This is a genomic window from Janthinobacterium sp. SUN100 (genome assembly GCF_030397705.1).
In the GTDB taxonomy this organism is placed as follows: Bacteria; Pseudomonadota; Gammaproteobacteria; order Burkholderiales; family Burkholderiaceae_D; genus Janthinobacterium; species Janthinobacterium kumbetense.
Genome location: NZ_JAPUBU010000001.1, coordinates 713,652 through 730,362, shown reverse-complemented (window position 1 = coordinate 730,362; position 16,711 = coordinate 713,652). Strand labels below are relative to the sequence as shown.

The 16,711-nt window shown below is 61.9% G+C and carries 17 protein-coding genes; 8 read left to right on the top strand and 9 right to left on the bottom strand.

Going from position 1 to position 16,711, the window contains the following annotated elements:
• The first annotated feature begins 41 nt into the window (after positions 1 to 41).
• The 5 genes from O0881_RS03095 to O0881_RS03075 all read left to right on the top strand — a co-directional run bounded on the left by O0881_RS03095 (position 42) and on the right by O0881_RS03075 (position 5,829).
• Positions 42 to 1,640: an ABC-F family ATPase gene (locus tag O0881_RS03095; RefSeq protein ID WP_034756044.1), complete on the top strand. Its 1,599-nt coding sequence runs from the start codon at positions 42 to 44 to the stop codon at positions 1,638 to 1,640.
• A gap of 236 nt (positions 1,641 to 1,876) precedes the next feature.
• A complete protein-coding gene (gene nadA, locus O0881_RS03090; protein WP_289910076.1) occupies positions 1,877 to 3,010 on the top strand; it encodes a quinolinate synthase NadA in 1,134 nt (377 codons plus the stop codon).
• Positions 3,007 to 3,873 (top strand): carboxylating nicotinate-nucleotide diphosphorylase, encoded by an 867-nt coding sequence (gene nadC / locus O0881_RS03085; RefSeq protein ID WP_289910075.1) that lies wholly within the window; start codon positions 3,007 to 3,009, stop codon positions 3,871 to 3,873. The genes nadA and nadC overlap by 4 nt, the downstream gene beginning before the upstream one ends.
• On the top strand, positions 3,873 to 4,631 hold the full coding sequence (locus tag O0881_RS03080; protein ID WP_289910074.1) for a transporter substrate-binding domain-containing protein: 759 nt from the start codon (positions 3,873 to 3,875) through the stop codon (positions 4,629 to 4,631). The genes nadC and O0881_RS03080 overlap by 1 nt, the downstream gene beginning before the upstream one ends.
• 115 nt (positions 4,632 to 4,746) lie before the next feature.
• Positions 4,747 to 5,829, top strand: a complete 1,083-nt coding sequence (locus tag O0881_RS03075; protein WP_289910072.1) for a TIGR03118 family protein — start codon at positions 4,747 to 4,749, stop codon at positions 5,827 to 5,829.
• 55 nt (positions 5,830 to 5,884) lie between these two features.
• On the opposite strand, the gene O0881_RS03070 is transcribed toward O0881_RS03075, so the two are convergent.
• Complete coding sequence (locus tag O0881_RS03070; protein ID WP_099667876.1) at positions 5,885 to 6,778, bottom strand: neutral zinc metallopeptidase; 894 nt, start codon at positions 6,776 to 6,778, stop codon at positions 5,885 to 5,887.
• 165 nt (positions 6,779 to 6,943) lie between these two features.
• Here O0881_RS03070 and O0881_RS03065 point away from each other — a divergent pair, with 165 nt between their 5' ends.
• Positions 6,944 to 7,837 (top strand): GNAT family N-acetyltransferase, encoded by an 894-nt coding sequence (locus O0881_RS03065; protein ID WP_289910070.1) that lies wholly within the window; start codon positions 6,944 to 6,946, stop codon positions 7,835 to 7,837.
• Between the two features lie 4 nt (positions 7,838 to 7,841).
• On the opposite strand, the gene O0881_RS03060 is transcribed toward O0881_RS03065, so the two are convergent.
• Positions 7,842 to 8,540, bottom strand: a complete 699-nt coding sequence (locus O0881_RS03060; RefSeq protein WP_180278785.1) for a hydrolase — start codon at positions 8,538 to 8,540, stop codon at positions 7,842 to 7,844.
• Positions 8,541 to 8,647: 107 nt separating this feature from the next.
• Between O0881_RS03060 and O0881_RS03055 the strand changes: the two genes are divergently transcribed.
• Positions 8,648 to 9,322, top strand: a complete 675-nt coding sequence (locus tag O0881_RS03055; RefSeq protein ID WP_289910067.1) for a TetR/AcrR family transcriptional regulator — start codon at positions 8,648 to 8,650, stop codon at positions 9,320 to 9,322.
• On the opposite strand, the gene O0881_RS03050 is transcribed toward O0881_RS03055, so the two are convergent.
• The 7 genes from O0881_RS03050 to O0881_RS03020 form a co-directional block, all read right to left on the bottom strand.
• Positions 9,285 to 9,965: a DNA alkylation repair protein gene (locus O0881_RS03050; protein WP_289910066.1), complete on the bottom strand. Its 681-nt coding sequence runs from the start codon at positions 9,963 to 9,965 to the stop codon at positions 9,285 to 9,287. The genes O0881_RS03055 and O0881_RS03050 overlap by 38 nt on opposite strands.
• A 184-nt stretch (positions 9,966 to 10,149) precedes the next feature.
• A complete protein-coding gene (locus O0881_RS03045; protein ID WP_034756072.1) occupies positions 10,150 to 10,926 on the bottom strand; it encodes a peptidylprolyl isomerase in 777 nt (258 codons plus the stop codon).
• 116 nt (positions 10,927 to 11,042) lie between these two features.
• Complete coding sequence (locus O0881_RS03040) at positions 11,043 to 11,822, bottom strand: peptidyl-prolyl cis-trans isomerase (protein WP_077404793.1); 780 nt, start codon at positions 11,820 to 11,822, stop codon at positions 11,043 to 11,045.
• Positions 11,823 to 11,934: 112 nt separating this feature from the next.
• On the bottom strand, positions 11,935 to 12,237 hold the full coding sequence (locus tag O0881_RS03035; protein ID WP_289910063.1) for a BolA family protein: 303 nt from the start codon (positions 12,235 to 12,237) through the stop codon (positions 11,935 to 11,937).
• Positions 12,234 to 12,863 carry a septation protein A gene (locus tag O0881_RS03030; RefSeq protein ID WP_099411909.1) on the bottom strand — a complete coding sequence of 210 codons (630 nt, stop codon included), beginning with the start codon at positions 12,861 to 12,863 and terminating at the stop codon, positions 12,234 to 12,236. The genes O0881_RS03035 and O0881_RS03030 overlap by 4 nt, the downstream gene beginning before the upstream one ends.
• 75 nt (positions 12,864 to 12,938) lie before the next feature.
• The gene (gene msrB / locus O0881_RS03025; protein WP_034756083.1) at positions 12,939 to 13,340 is read right to left on the bottom strand and encodes a peptide-methionine (R)-S-oxide reductase MsrB; all 402 of its coding nucleotides are present in this window, start codon (positions 13,338 to 13,340) and stop codon (positions 12,939 to 12,941) included.
• Between the two features lie 9 nt (positions 13,341 to 13,349).
• A complete protein-coding gene (locus tag O0881_RS03020) occupies positions 13,350 to 14,792 on the bottom strand; it encodes a protein adenylyltransferase SelO (protein WP_289911445.1) in 1,443 nt (480 codons plus the stop codon).
• Positions 14,793 to 15,054: 262 nt separating this feature from the next.
• Between O0881_RS03020 and O0881_RS03015 the strand changes: the two genes are divergently transcribed.
• Positions 15,055 to 16,707 carry a 3-(methylthio)propionyl-CoA ligase gene (locus O0881_RS03015; RefSeq protein ID WP_289910061.1) on the top strand — a complete coding sequence of 551 codons (1,653 nt, stop codon included), beginning with the start codon at positions 15,055 to 15,057 and terminating at the stop codon, positions 16,705 to 16,707.
• Positions 16,708 to 16,711: the final 4 nt, after the last annotated feature.

Sequence of the window (16,711 nt, the reverse complement as noted above, 5' to 3'; positions counted from 1 at the left end):
ACTTAACTAGCTGTTTTAACTGAATAAAGACCTAATATCACATGCTTTCAACCGCAAATATTACGATGCAGTTTGGCGCCAAGCCATTGTTTGAGAATATCTCCGTCAAGTTCGGCGACGGCAACCGCTATGGTTTGATCGGCGCGAACGGCTGCGGCAAGTCGACGTTCATGAAGATCCTGGGCGGCGACCTGGACCCGTCGGGCGGCAACGTCATGCTCGATACCAACGAGCGCCTGGGCAAGCTGCGCCAGGATCAGTTTGCGTTTGAAGACATGCGCGTCCTCGACGTCGTCATGATGGGCCACACGGAAATGTGGGCCGCCATCCAGCAACGCGACGCGATCTACGCGAACCCGGAAGCGACGGACGACGACTACATGCAGGCGGCCGAGCTGGAAGGCAAAGTCTCCGAATACGACGGCTACACGGCCGAATCGCGCGCGGGCGAACTGCTGCTGGGCGCCGGCGTCGCCATTGACCTGCATCAAGGCCCGATGAGCAATGTCTCGCCAGGCTGGAAGCTGCGCGTGCTGCTGGCGCAGGCGCTGTTCTCGAACCCGGACATCCTGCTGCTCGACGAGCCGACGAATAACCTGGACATCAACACGATTCGCTGGCTGGAAGACGTGCTCAACGAGCGCAATTCCACCATGATCATCATTTCCCATGATCGGCACTTCCTGAACCAGGTGTGCACCCACGTGGCCGACATGGACTACGGCACGCTGAAGATTTATCCAGGCAACTACGACGAATACATGTTCGCCTCGACCCAGGCGCGCAACCAGCAGCTGGCCAACAACGCGAAAGCGAAAGACAAGGTTGCCGAGCTGCAGGAATTCGTGCGCCGCTTTGCCGCGAACAAGTCGAAGGCCCGCCAGGCAACATCGCGCGCCAAGCAGATCGAAAAGATCAAGGTCGACGATATCAAGCCATCGTCGCGCGCCTATCCGTTCGTGCGTTTCGACGGCGAAAAGAAATTGCACCGCCTGGCCGTGGAAGTCGAGAATATCTCGAAAGGCTTCGATCGCCAGCTGTTCAAGAATTTCAGCATCATGGTCGAGGCGGGTGAACGCATCGCCATCATCGGCGCCAACGGTGCCGGCAAGACCACCATGCTGCGTTGCATCGCGGGCGACATCGCCGGCTTGCAGCCGGACCAGGGCCGCGTGAAGTGGGCGGAAAACGCCAACGTGGGCTACATGCCGCAAGATCCGACGGAAGATTTCGCCAAGGATACGAACCTGACCGACTGGATCGGCCAGTGGACGAAAGAGGGCGACGACGACCAGGCCGTGCGCTCCATCCTGGGCCGTTTGCTGTTCGGCGGCGACGACGTCAAGAAGGCCGTCAAGGTACTGTCCGGTGGCGAAAAGGGCCGCATGATGTACGGCAAGCTGATGCTGGGCCGCCACAACGTGCTGATGCTCGATGAGCCGACCAACCACATGGACATGGAATCGATCGAATCCCTGAACATCGCGCTGGAAAAATACGCGGGCACCCTGATCTTCGTGTCGCATGACCGCGAATTCGTCTCTTCGCTGGCCAACCGCATCATCGAGATCAAGGAAGATGAAGTGGTCGATTACCGCGGTAACTATGAAGATTATCTCAAGAGCCAGGGTATTGATTAAACACCTGATCAAACCTACTGCGCGTCGCGCTTTGCGGCCTGTGATGCTCACCGTGCTTCAGCACGGTTGCGCTTCTCGGCCACAAATCGCTGCCGCTCGCTACGGTTTTATCAGGCGTTTGGAAAGCTGGTGGTGTACTCTGGTATCACCACACCGACGCGCCGCGGTCCTTTCGTTCCGGCGCACCTGCTTTATTGCAATCGTGCCGGTCTATCCCGTTTTTGTTTGACACAGCCATGCAAACTTTAGCCATCAAATCCGTCGAGTATGAACATCCACAAGACGGAGCCAGCTGCACTGCCCACGCCTGGGCACGCACGCCAGCGACGCCTTCCCCGGCCGAAAAAGCCGAACTGATCACGCGCATCAAGCGCTTGCTGATCGAGCGCGAAGCCGTGCTCGTTGCCCACTACTACGTTGATGCTGACCTTCAAGATCTGGCTGAAGCCACGGGCGGCTGCGTCTCCGATTCCCTGGAAATGGCCCGCTTCGGGCGCGACCATCCGGCCAAGACCCTCGTTGTGGCCGGCGTGCGCTTCATGGGCGAAACGGCGAAAATCCTCAGTCCCGAAAAAACGGTCTTGATGCCCGACCTCGACGCGACCTGTTCGCTCGACCTGGGCTGCCCGGTGGACGAATTCACGGCCTTTTGCGACGCCCATCCGGACCGCACCGTCGTCGTCTACGCCAACACCAGCGCGGCCGTGAAGGCGCGCGCGGACTGGATGGTGACGTCGTCCATCGGCCTCGACATCGTTGCCCATTTGCATGCGCAGGGCAAGAAAATCCTGTGGGCACCGGATAAACACCTGGGCTCGTATATCCAGAAGGAAACGGGCGCCGACATGCTGCTGTGGCAGGGCAGCTGCCTCGTGCACGACGAATTCAAGGGCATCGAACTCGATTTGCTCAAGGAAGAGTATCCGCAAGCCAAGGTGCTCGTGCATCCGGAGTCGCCCGCGAATGTGGTGGCGCTGGCCGACATGGTCGGTTCCACGTCGCAAATGATTGCGGCAGCGCAAAGCATGGACACGGACACGTTTATTGTCGCCACCGACAACGGCATCCTGCACAAGATGCGCGCGGCCGCGCCGGGCAAGCGTTTCATCGAAGCGCCCACGGCCGGCAACAGCGCCACCTGCAAGAGCTGCGCGCACTGCCCGTGGATGGCCATGAACGGCTTGCTGAACCTGGCGCAGACGCTGGAAAACATGCACAACGAAATCCACGTCGATCCTGCCGTCGGCCAGCTGGCCGTGCGTTCGATCAACCGCATGCTCGACTTCGCTGCCGCCAAGAAGGCGGGCCTCAAGCCGGGCGCGGACCTGGCAAAAGAAACTAAATTGTTCCAAGGAATCGGTCCAGCATGAGTACCCTCGTTAATTCTTTCGCTCCTTTCGATCCCGCCCTGGCGCGCGCATTCGAAGGCAATTTGCTGGCCGCCTTGCTGGAAGACGTGGGCCAGTGCGACCTGACGGGTGAACTGGTGCCGCCAGACCATATCGTCACGGCCCGTGTCATCGTGCGCGAAGCAGCCGTGCTGTGCGGCGCGCCTTGGTTCGAAGGCATCATGAAAAGCCTGGACCGCAGCATCGACATCGTTTGGCATTACGCCGAAGGCGACATGATGAAGGCCGACAGCGTCGTGTGCACGATCGAAGCGCCGGCACGCGCCTTGCTCACGGCCGAGCGCAGCGCCCTCAATTTCCTGCAGCTGCTGTCGGCGGTCGCCACGGCCACGCGCCAGTATGTGGACGTGGTCGCCGGTACCAAGGCGTCCATCCTGGACACGCGCAAGACCTTGCCGGGCCTGCGCCTGGCGCAAAAGTATGCGGTGCGCGTGGGCGGCGGCAAGAACCAGCGCCTGGCCCTGTATGACGGCATCCTGATCAAGGAAAACCATATCGCGGCCGCGGGCGGCGTCAGCCAGGCTCTGGAAAACGCGCGCAACCTCGACGCGGGCGTGCCCGTGCAAATCGAGGTGGAAACCCTGGCGCAATTGCAGGAAGCGCTGGACGCGGGCGCCGTCTCCGTCTTGCTCGATAACTTCAGCAACGACATGATGCGCGACGCCGTGGCCTTGACGCATGGCCGCGCCTTGCTGGAAGCGTCCGGCGGCATCAATTTCGACACCGTGCGCGCGATTGCCGAAACGGGCGTGGACCGCATCTCGATCGGCAGCCTGACCAAGGACGTGCGGGCCACCGATTACTCCTTGCGCATCGTCGGCTGATGAGCGGAGCAGGGCGGCGCCTGCTGGCCTTGGCGCTGCTGTGGCCGGCATTTGCCGCGCCGCTGCAGGCGCGCGAGCTGCTGGCCGTGGGCGCGCAGTTCGAGCGTGTCTTCGAGTACCAGGATAGCGGCGAGTATGGCGGCCTGGGCGCGGAACTGCTGCGCCTGATGGCGGCACGCACGGGCAATACCGTGCGTTTCCGCATGGTGCCGTGGGCGCGCGCGCAAGCCATGCTGGTGCAGGGCCAGGCCGATATCCTGATCGGGCCCTACAAGACGCCCGAGCGTATCGCCAGCATGGCGTTTGCCGACAAGCCATTTTACCAGGACCAGATGGTCTTTTATACGCGCCAGGATGCCAGCTTCGGCTGGGATGGCGACTACGCGGTGCTGAAGAGCCGCCGGGTGGTGCTGCTCAATGGCTGGGCCTATGGCGCGGACTGGGAGCGCGTGCGCCCCGGCTTGCAGGTCAGCGTGGCGAATAACGTGGAAAACGGCTTGAAGATGCTGGTGCACAACCACGTCGACGTATTCGTCAGCAACCGCCGCAATACCGACCCCGTGATCGCCCGCCTCGGCTATGGGCGCCAGGTGAAACCCTTGCCCAAAGTTATAGAAGTGCAGAACGGCTATTTTGCCTTTCCCCGCTCGCCCGCCTTCGACAAGTTGCGCCTGCAGTTCGACCAGGAATTGAATAGCCTGATCGAGACAGGCGAACTGAAAAAGCTGGGCAAGCGCTACGACGTCGGCATACCCTGACGGGGCGCAAGCCCTATCTGCGCTGCGCTTGACGCGGCTCAAGCGCCCGGCACGGTCCACTTATACCCTGATGGCAGGCAGCGCAACTCTGCCGATCACGCAGAAGGGGAACGCCATGAAAACGCATACCACCAGGCAGATTGTTTGCGCCTGTCTCGCCGCCGCGCTGGCCACCGCGCTGTTTGCCTGCGGCGGCGGCCACCACCATCACAAGCCGCCGGCCCTGAACGCATATGCGGTGACCAGCCTCGTGTCCGATACGGCCGCGCTGCCGGCCGCGCACACGGACCCTAACCTCGTCAATGCCTGGGGCGTGGCGTTCAATCCGCGCGGCTTCGTCTGGGTGGCGGCGAATGGCGCGGCGAAGTCGACCTTGTACGATGGCAACGGCGTGCCGCAATCGCTGGTGGTCAGCACGCCGGCAGGGCCGACGGGCATCGTCTTTAACGGCACGCAGGATTTCAAGCTGAGCCAGAATGGCGTGACGGCGCCCAGCCCCTTCATCTTCGCCAGCGAAAGCGGCAGCATCTCGGCCTGGTCGCCCACGGTCAGTCCCGTCACGGCCCTGGTCGTGTATGACGGCAGCGCCGGCGGCAGCGTCTACAAGGGCCTGGCGATTGCCGCCCGTGCGGGCGCCAACTACCTGTACGCGGCCGATTTCCATAACGGGCGCGTCGACGTCTTCGATGCCAATTTTGCCAGGGCCAGCTGGCCTGGCGCGTTCAGCGATCCCGGCTTGCCGGCCGGCTATGCACCGTTCGGCATCCAGGCCATCGGCGAGCGCATCTATGTCGCCTATGCCATGCGCGAAGCCAGCGGCGACGACGAGCAGGCTGGCGCGGGCCTGGGCATCGTCAATGTGTACGACACCGGCGGCACGCTGATCAAGCGGCTGGTGAGCGGCGGGGCCTTGAATGCGCCATGGGGCATGGCGCTGGCGCCGGCCGACTTCGGCTCTGCCGGCAGTATGCTGTTGATCGGGAATTTTGGCGATGGCAGGATCAACGCCTATGACAGCGTCACGGGCAAGGCTGGCGGGCCGCTGCTCAAGCCCGACGGCACGCCGCTGGTGATCGATGGCTTGTGGGGCATCGCCTTCGGCAATGGTCTCAACAGCCAGCCCGTCAATACCCTGTTCTATGCGGCCGGGCCGGCTGACGAGGCGCACGGACAATATGGGCGCATCGACGTGAAATAGCGTGGTACGGGCAGGCGCGCCGTGCCCAGTGCGCCTGCAACCGGCCGGCAAGGGCCTACAGTTGGCGCGCCTCGAAGGTGTTGCACTGGGAAATCTGGCCGCTCTCGATGCCCTTGCTGAACCAGCGCACGCGCTGCTCCGAGGTGCCGTGTGTAAATGAATCGGGCACGACATGGCCTTGCGACTGGCGCTGCAGCGCATCGTCGCCGATGGCCGTGGCCGCTTTCAGGGCCGCTTCCACGTCGCCCTGTTCCAGGATCTTGCGGTCGGCGTTCGCGTGATACGCCCACACGCCGGCAAAGCAGTCGGCCTGCAATTCCAGGCGCACGGACATGGCGTTGGCCTGGCGCTCCGATTGCGTGCGGCGGGCATTGTCGACCTTCTCGGACAAGCCCATCAGGTTTTGCACGTGGTGGCCCACCTCATGCGCGATCACGTAGGCTTCGGCAAATTCGCCCGAGACCTTGAAGCGCTGCTGCATCAGGTTGAAGAAATCGAGGTCCAGGTAGACTTTCTGGTCGCCAGGGCAATAGAAAGGACCGCTGGCGCTCTGGCCCGTGCCGCAAGCCGTCGGCGTGCTGCCGGAAAACAGTACCAGCTTGGGTTTCACATAGCTGCCGCCTTCGGCCTTGAACAGGGCGCCCCAGGTGTCTTCCGTATCGGCCAGCACGGTTTTCACGAAGCGGGCCATCTCGTCCGATTCGGGCGGCTGGCGCGCGGGCGACTGGCTTTGCTGGGTGCTGATCTGGCCGCCACCGCCGCTGAGCAGGTTGAGCAAGGTCAAGGGATTGACGCCCAGCACATACGAGCCGACGAGGGCGATGACGATGGTGCCGATGCCGATCGAGCGCCCGCCAAAACCAAAGCCGCCACCGCCGCCGCCCCCACCGCCGTCTTCGCCACGGCGATCTTCCACATTGTCGCTTTCGCGATTGCCTTCCCATTTCATGATATCTACTCCTGCTGCGATTTGCGATTGATTGGTGACGTCGCAAGATGCGTCTGGCGACGAATCTTATGACGAGTCTTATAATTATCGCAGCAAACCGCGCCGCGACAGGAGCGACAGTGTTACGCTTTGCAACTTTCCACCCACATCACAACAGGTACACGCATGGCGCTTGCCAACGATACACGCATTTCTCCCGTCGCGGTGGTCCAGGCCCAACTGGACGCCTACAACGCGCACGACGTGCCGGCCTTGCTGGCCATCTATGCCGACGACGCACAGCAATTCCAGCATCCCGATACCTTGCTGGCCACGGGCAGCGGGCAAATCGGCCCCCGTTTCACGGCCCGCTTCGCCGCCAGCAAACCGCACGCGCAGTTGCTCAACCGCATCGCCTGCGGCAAGCTGGTGATCGACCATGAAATCGTCCATGGCGACACGGACGATGGCGTGTCGGCGCAGGAACTGGTGGCGACGTATGAAGTGGAACAGGGGCGCATCAGCCGCGCCTGGTTCAGCTTTGGCGCTTTGAGCAGCTTGCGCGTGGCGCTGCCGGCCGATGTGCCTGCCATGAACGCGCTGATTGCCCGTTCCGGCGTGGCGCTGAGTGCGGGGTTTTATACGCCGGAACAGGCCGAGTCCGTGACGCGCCACGTGTTCGGCGTCGATACGCAGCTCGTTGCCGACCAGACGTATTTCGTCATCGAACGGGAGGGCGCCATGCTGGCCTGCGGCGGCTGGAGCCGGCGCGCCACCCTGTATGGTGCCGACCGCGCCAAGAGCGGCCCGGACCCGCTGCTCGATCCGGCCAGCCAGCCGGGCCGCATCCGCGCCTTCTTTGTCGAGCCAGGCGCCGCGCGTCAGGGCCTGGGCAGCATGCTGATGCGACATTGCGAACGCCAGGCGCTGGCCGCCGGTTTTACCGCCCTGGAACTGGCCGCCACCTTGCCCGGCGTGCCGCTGTACCAGGCCAGCGGCTTTGCCGTGACGGAAGAGTTTTACCTGGACTTGCCCGATGGCATCAAACTGCCGCTGGCGCGCATGCACAAGCGGCTGTAATGTTTTACCAGGGTAACGGGGCTTGCTCTCCATTCGCGTGCTCGCCGTAATACAGCGAGGGCAAGAAGCGCGACAGGTAGGTAAATTCGCTGTAGCAATGACGCAGCAAGTTCAGGCCCAGCACGTCGGGCACGTCGCGCACGGGGTTCAGGCTATTGCGGCCTAGCAAGAAGCGGCTGCGCAGCACGCAGCCCGTGGGGGTGTCGCGCGTCAGGTGCAGCATTTCGCCATCGAGCGGGTCGCCCTGCGGATCGAGCACCACGTGGTCGCCGAAGCCGATGCGCGCGCAGATGGCGGCCGACAGGGCGCCGCTGTCCCTGGCCTGTTGCAGTTGCGCCGTATCAAATACATCCTTCGGATCATGGAACTTCAGCTTGGCTTTCACGGGCGGAATGTCGCCCAGCGATTCCACTGCCTCGATCGAGGCGCCATAGTAACTTTCTCCCTTTTTCCACGCGCTGTTCCAGCCATGATGGGCCACGTGATCGTGCGGGTGCCACCATTTGATGTGCTGCGTCGTCTCGAAAAACGTAAACCACCAGTCCAGCATGCGCCCGCTGCAGCCGTGCAGTTCCGTGCGCGCCGCCACCAGCAGGCAACCGTTTTCCAGGCGCGTGACGCCCGTTTCCAGGTGCAGGGGAAATGGGTCGAGCAAGTCGCCCGTGCTGGTAATGCTCCATGGGAATTCAATATGCTGCGTCATGTCGTTCTCCTTTGTTGAGGTGAGCCAATTATATATTAAAGAAACGCACAGCGTTTCCTAAATATGTTTCAGTGTAAAATTGCTCATCGATCAAGCTTGGAGCTGGCATGCAGGAAGAAGAGAGCAAGGCCTTGCGCGGACGGGGCCGTCCGGCGCGGCCGCCCGAGGAAGCGCGCGAGGCGGCCGTGCAGGCGGCTACCTGGCTGCTGCTGAACGAAGGCTATGCGGCCACGACCATGGAAGCGGTGGCGCGCCACGCGGGCATGGCAAAGAAATCGCTGTATCAATACGCGGCCAACCGCGAGGAACTGGTCGCCCTGGTGGTGCGCGGCTGGACGGATGCTTTCCTGCCGGCCATGGCGCACGATGCGGCCGGGCCTGGCGAGGTGTTGCCGCTGTTGAAAGAGATCTTGCAGGCGATGGCGGCGCGCGTGCTGACGGCGGACGCCGTGGGGCTGTTTCGCCTGCTGTGCACGGAGTTTCCCGCCCGCGCGGATTTGCTTGCCGTGTATCAGCGCAACGGCATCGAGCGGGGCACGGCCCTGCTGGCCGACTGGCTGCAGCGCCAGGCCGCGCGCGGCCATCTGGCGTTGCAGGATGGGCGGGAGCTGGCCGGCTTGCTGCTGGCCATGGTGATTGCCGAGCCCTTGCGGCAGATGGCACTGGGCTTGCTGGCGCCCGCGCCGGCCTGGGATGCCGCGCCGCGCATCGATGCGGCGCTGCGCCTGCTGGGCGGCTCGGCCTTCAGCGTGGCTGGTGCTTCAACGCTTCGCGGTAGCTGAGCGCCGACAGTTGCTGGCGGTGCGCGTCGGCAAACGCCGTCACGGCCTCGGGCGCGTGGCGCGCGTAGTCGCGCAAGGCCCAGCCGATGGCCTTGCGGATGAAAAACTCGTCTTCGTGGGCCAGCGCCAGCGCCGCGCCGAACAGCCAGGCGGCATCCGTGTCGGTGCGCCAGCCCAACTGGTGCAGCATGGCGATGCGGCGCAGCCAGAAGTCCTCATGGCGCAAGGCGCCCTCCATGTGCGCATGGCCGTCGCCGCCGCGCTGCTGTTCCGCCTGCAGCACCTCGCCGACGATGCCCGCCATGCCGTCGACGCTGTCCCACCACGCGCGCTGGCGCGCCAGCGCCAGAAGGGCGGGGAGGTGTTCGATGCCCAGCTGGCGCCGGTGCAGGGCCAGCATGTCGAGCGCCACGTGCTGGTATTCGCGTTCCGGCTGTTGCCACAGCAGTTGCGCGTGTTCCAGCAAGGCATCGGCACCGATGCCCTTCAAACCCGCCAGCAAGCCCCTGGCGGCCAGCCGCCGCTGCGGCGCTGCCACGCCCAGGAAAACGAACTGGTCGCGCATATAGGCCTGCATGGGCCCCGCACGGCCCGGTTCGGCAACCGCTTCCAGCGCCGCCTTCAGTTCTGCATGTAAATCCATCGCATCTCGCTTTTTTCAGACGTAAAAAAAGCGCTCCGAAGAGCGCTCTTGTCCAGCCATCCAAACGGCTGATAGAAGCGTAGCGAGCGGCAGCGATTTGTGGCCGAGACGCGCAACCGTACGAAGGTACGGTGAGCATCGCAGGCCGCAAAGCGCGACGCGCAGTAGCTTATATCAGGCGTTTTTATTGGATTTTTGCCTTCTTCATCAACTCATCGCGGTAGGCGGCGAGTTTCTTCTGTTGCAGCGACTCGGCCACCTGGCCCTTGACTTCTTCCAGTGCCGGCAACTTCGTCGGACGGGTTTCTTCCAGCTTGATCACGTGGAAGCCGAATTGCGATTGCACTGGCGTTTGCGTGACCTGGCCTGGTTTCAGGGCGACCATGGCGTCGGAGAATGGCTTCACGTACGAAGCTGGGCTAGCCCAGTCCAGGTCGCCGCCATTGGCTGCGGAACCGTCTTTCGATACTTTCGCCAGTTCTTCGAACTTGGCGCCGCCTTTCAGCTTGGCGATGATGTCTTTCGCTTCCGCTTCGGTGGCGACCAGGATGTGGCGTGCATGGTATTCCTTGTCGCCCGCTTGTGCCTTGAACTTGTCGTATTCGGCCTTGATTTCAGCGTCCTTGACAGGGTTCTTCTTCACGTAGTCGGCCAGCAGGGCGTTGATGATGATGCTTTGACGGGCATTGTCGATCTGCGACTTGACTTCCGGACGCGTGCCGTAGCCTTGCTTGTCGGCTTCCTGGATCAGCACTTCACGGCCGATCAGGTCTTTCTTGATGGCTTCGCGCAATTGCGGCGAATCCGCTTGTTTGCCTTGGGCGACGACTTGCTTGACGACCTGGTCGACGCGCGACGAAGGGATGGCCTTGCCGTTCACGGTGGCCACGTTTTGCGCGAACGCAGGGATCGCTACAACGGCGACCAGGGCTAAGATCAGGCGGGCTGGCTTCAAAATCATGTTCATTCCTAATAAGTATACAAAAACCGATACAAAAGATCGCGACTGCCGTGCAGTACGCATTCAGGCGCAGAATACACGACCGGCGCCGAAAAGGGCGCCGGGGAGGTCAGTTCTTACTGAACTTTCGCTTTTTTGATCATTTCTTCCTGATACGCTTGCAGTTTCTTTTGCTGCAGCGCTTCGGCGATCTGTGGCTTGACTTCTTCCAGGGTCGGCAGTTTTGCCGCGCGGGTGTCGTCCAGCTTGATCACGTGGAAACCGTTAGGCGTTTGCACCGGGGTGTCGGTGACCTGGCCTTTTTGCAGTTTCACGAAGGCGTCGGAGAAGACTTTCGGGAAGGACGATGGTGCTGCCCAATCCAGGTCGCCGCCGTTGTCGGCCGAGCCGGCATCTTTCGATTGCTTGGCCAGGTCTTCGAACTTGGCGCCGCCTTTCAGTTTGGCGATGATGTCTTTCGCTTCCGCTTCGGTAGCTACCAGGATGTGGCGTACGTGGTATTCCTTGTCGCCGGTCTGGGCCACGAAACGGTCGTATTCCGCCTTGATTTCAGCGTCGTTGACGGGGTTCTTTTTCAGGTAGTCGCCGACCAGGGCGTTGATGACGATGGCCTGGCGCGCGTTCTCGATTTGCTGCTTGACTGCTGCATCTTTACCGAAACCTTTGTTTTCCGCTTCTTGCATCAGCACTTCACGGCCGATCAAGTCCTTCTTGATCATTTCGCGCAATTGCGGCGAATCCGGTTGCTGGCCTTGGGCGACGACTTGCTTGACGACTGCATCAACGCGCGACGATGGGATAGGCTTGCCATTAACAACGGCAACATTTTGCGCAAAAACAGGTACCGCGACAACGGCGAGTAGTGCGATCAGCAAGCGGGCTGGCTTAAAAGTCATTATTAAATCCTGTTAGGGAAAGTTTCGTAAAAAACGCATGGAAAGAAATCCAGGCATGGCGCCAGAAGCAAGGGCATACCCAAGTGATCCGGGTACGCCAAAAACGCCATCCTTATGCTACCTCGGACGGCGCCAATGCCACAATCGCCAATGCATGTATCTCATTATGCATCATATCGTGCACGGAATCATACACCAGTCGATGGCGCATGACGAGCCTGAGCCCCTCAAATTGACTAGAAATAATGCGTAGATTGTAATGGCCGCCGCCCGAGGCGGCGCCCGCATGGCCCCGGTGGCGCGCCGAGTCGTCTTCCAGCACGCATTCCAGAGGGGAAAGTGCCGTTTCCAGGCGGGTACGAATGCGCTGCATGCGCGTTTCCGGCGCGGTATTCTCGTTGGTGGTGTGCATCATGCGTCTTCCTTGATATGTTTGGCCAGGAACAGGGTTTGCGCCACGATGAAGGCAAAGAAAATGCCCGTCGCGCCAAACGCCTTGAAGCTGACCCAGGCAGCCATGTCGCCCTTGTACAGCACGAAGGCGACGAACAGGTTCAGTGCGCCGATGGCGCCAAAGAAAATGATCCATGCGGCCAGCAGCTGGTTCCAGACGGCATCCGGCAATTGCACTTGCGCTTCCATGGTCTTGCGGATCAGGTTTTTCTTGAAACCCACATGGGCGATCAAGAGGGCCAGGCCGGACAGCCAGTAGATCAGGGTCGGCTTCCATTTCAGGAAGAAATCGTCATGCAGGTAAATGCTGGCGCCGCCAAACACGACAAAGATGAACAGCGACAGCCACAGCATGCCGTCCACCTTGCGCCCACGCAGCAGCAGATAGCTGACCTGGCAAGCCGTGGCGACGATGCCGACGAGGGTGGCAAGTATCCACGGCGCCTGGTCGGCCTTGATCAGGCCGCCGGAGACGAAGCCGGACAGATATTGCTGCACGAAATCGTGCGTGGCCGCTTCATACATGCCGCCCAGTTTGAAGGCGGTGAAGAAGGCGATCAGGGGGAAGAGGTCGAATAGAAATTTCATGGCGAGACTTTACACTGGTCTTATTAAAATCATCTTAGGAATGGCTTAGGAGCAAGGCCCAAGCCATTGCCAGCATCACGGCTGCGGATCGAAGCGCAGGGAAGCCGAATTGATGCAATAGCGCAAGCCGGTCGGCGGCGGGCCGTCCGGGAACACGTGGCCCAGGTGGGCGTCGCAGACGGCGCAGACGATTTCCGTGCGCACCATGCCGTGGCTGCGGTCGACGATTTCCGTGACATTCGCCGGGTCGAGCGCCTGGAAATAGCTGGGCCAGCCGCAGCCGGAGTCGAATTTCGTGTCCGAAGCAAACAATGGCGTGTTGCAGCAGACGCAGGTGTAGACGCCGTGTTCATGGTGGTCCCAGAACTTGCCCGTGAAGGCCCGTTCCGTGGCCGCGTGGCGCGTGACTTCGTATTGCATCGAGTCGAGCATGGCGCGCCATTCGGCGTCGGTTTTCTTGACTTTATTCGTGGTCATAAGGACTCCTTAGGATGAGCAGCTGACTTCAAGGTGGCTGGCCCAGTCGGGCGGCAGGGCCGCATAGTGCTGGTGTTCGGGCTGTTCGTCAAATGGCTTTTGCAAAACTTCCAGCAATTTCGCCACTTCCGTGTAATCGTGCTGCTGGGCTTTCTCGATGGCCACTTGCGCCAGGTAGTTGCGCAGCACGTATTTCGGGTTGACCTGGTTCATGGCGGCACTGCGCTCGGCATCGACGCTGTGCTCCTGCAGCAGGCGCGCGCGGTAGGTCGTCGCCCACGCATCGAAGGCGGGGCGGTCGATGAACATGTCGCGCAGCATCGTGTCGTGTTCGGGGGCGGCCACTTGCAAGGTCGCCAGCGCGCGGAAGAAGTTGGTGAAATCCACGTGATTGGCTTGCATCAGCGCAAACATGCTGTCGAACAGGGCCGTGTCGTCGTCCTGCACCGTGCGCAAACCCAGCTTGGCGCGCAGCAAGGCATTCATCTTGTCCGCAAACGCGGGCTGGTAGCCGTCCAGCGCCGCCTGCGCCAGCTCCACTTCGCCGATCAGCGGCAGCAGGGCCTGGCCCAGCGCATAGCAGTTCCAGTGGCCCACCTGCGGCTGGTTGGCGTAGGAATAGCGGCCCTGCTGGTCCGTATGGTTGCAGATGTGCTCGGCGTCAAACGCTTCCATGAAGCCGAAGGGGCCGTAATCGAGCGTCAGGCCCAGGATGGACATATTGTCCGTGTTCATGACGCCATGCATGAAGCCCACGGCTTGCCAGTGCGCAATCATGTGCGCCGTGCGCACGCACACTTCGGCCAGCAAGGCTTGATATGGATTTGATGCGGCGCGCAAATGGGGATAAAAACCGTCGATGACGTAATCGGCAAGGATTTTCAGCTCGTCCGGCTTCTTGCGGTAAAACCAGTGTTCGAACGAGCCGAAGCGCACGAAAGTGGGCGCCATGCGCGTCACGACGGCGGCCGTTTCCACCGTTTCGCGCATGATGCCTTGCTGCGAACCCATGATGGACAGCGCGCGCGAGGTGGGAATGCCCAGCGCCGCCATGGCTTCCGAGCACAGGAATTCGCGGATGGATGAGCGCAGCACGGCGCGCCCGTCGCCCATGCGCGAGTACGGCGTGGCGCCGGCGCCTTTCAGCTGCAGCTCCATCGGGCCGTATTCGGTGGCGATATCGCCCAGCAAGATGGCGCGGCCGTCGCCCAGTTGGCCGGCCCAGACGCCGAACTGGTGGCCCGAATACACGGCCGACAGGGGAATCGAGCGCTCGGCAACCGTGTTGCCGCTCAGCAGCTCCACGTAATCGGGCCCGGCCAGGCGCGCGGCATCGAGGCCGACCAGGCTGGCGGCCGGCGCGCTGGCCGCCACGAAATACGGGGCGGGCAGGGGCGTGGGCATCAAGCGCGTATAGAACGCGGGCGGCAAGGCCGCAAAGGCGTTATCCAGTGGTAAGGTATGAGCGGTGATGGCAATTCCAGTCAGATAAGAGGGACCGGCAAGGTGCGCCAGCCTGGAAGGCGATTTTACCGCACGGCGCCAAGCTGCGTGGCGGGCGCGGAAATGGGGGCCAAGGCGGCAAAAAACGGAATCGAAAATTCCATGCTGCAATGCAATATCGAAATGCGTTGACGATTTCCGCACGACCGTACGAAACTAAGGAAAATCTTTAAATTCCAACAATAACCGAGTATCCAAACCAGGAGACACGATGTCGGCATTTCCCTTGAGTCCAGTGATGGGCCAGATGATGAATCAGCCCTTGCTGATTTCCAGCATTATCGAGTTTGCAGCGCGTCATTATGGAGGCAGCGAAATCATTTCGCGGCGGGTGGAGGGCGATATGCACCGCTACACCTACCGCGATTGCCACCAGCGCGCGCAGCGCCTGGCGAACGCCTTGCATGGCCTCGGCGTCGGCATGGGCGACCGGGTCGCCACTCTGGCCTGGAATGGCTACCGCCACCTGGAAGCCTATTATGCCGTGTCCGGCTCGGGCGCCGTGCTGCACACCATCAATCCGCGCCTGTTCCCCGACCAGATCGCCTACATCTCGAACCATGCCGAAGACCAGGTCTTGCTGTTCGATTTGACCTTCTTGCCCGTGGTGGAGAAAATCGCCGCCGACTGCACCTTTGTGCGCCACTTCGTGCTGATGTGCGACCGCGACCGCATGCCCGCCAGCAGCACGATCCCCGACCTGCTGTGCTATGAAGACTTGATCGCCACGCATTCCGACGATTACGCCTGGCCCCTGTTCGACGAAAATGCGGCCGCCACCCTGTGCTACACGTCGGGCACGACGGGCAACCCCAAGGGCGCCCTGTATTCGCACCGCTCGACCGTGCTGCACGCGTACGCGTCGGCCATGCCCAGCGCCCTGAACGTGCGCGCCTCGGACACCGTGTTGCCCGTCGTGCCCATGTTCCACGTGAACGCGTGGGGCTTGCCGTATTCCGTGCCCCTGTCCGGCGCGCGCATGGTGTTTCCCGGCGCGGCGCTCGATGGCAAGTCGCTGTATGAACTGTTCGAGGCGGAAAAGGTGACGTTCTCGGCCGGCGTGCCCACCGTCTGGCTGGGCTTGCTCAATCACGCCTTGCAGAATAACTTGCAGTTTTCCACCTTCCGCCGCACGGTGATCGGCGGCGCCGCGTGCCCGCCCGCCATGATGGATACCCTGATCGACAAGTTCGACATCGAGGTCATCCACGCCTGGGGCATGACGGAAATGTCGCCGCTGGGCACGGCAGGCGGTTTGCAGACCAAGCACCTGGACTTGCCGAAGGAGGAGCAGCGCAAGATCCTGCAAAAGCAGGGCCATGCGATTTATGGCGTGGACATGAAGATCGTCGACGACGATGGCAAGGAATTGCCGTGGGATGGCGTGGCCTACGGGCATTTGCTGGTGAAAGGGCCGTGGATCATTTCCTCGTACTACAAGAACGAGGGCGGCGAGGTGCTGCAGGATGGCTGGTTCCCCACGGGCGACGTGGCTACCATCGATGCGGACGGCTACATGCAGATCACGGACCGCAGCAAGGACGTGATCAAGTCGGGCGGCGAGTGGATCGGCACCATCGACCTGGAAAACCTGGCCATGGCGCACCCGGCCGTGCTGCAGGCGGCCTGCATCGGCGTGTTCCACCCGAAATGGGACGAGCGCCCCGTGCTGGTGGTGGTGCTGCGTCCCGGCATGACGGTCACGCGCGACGCCTTGCTGCAATTTTTCGAAGGCAAGATCGCCAAGTGGTGGACGCCCGATGACGTGCTGTTCATCGACGCCTTGCCCATGGGCGCCACGGGCAAGATCCAGAAAAACAAGCTGCGCGAGCAGTTCAAGGGGCACCAGCTGCCGGGCATGTAAAGCA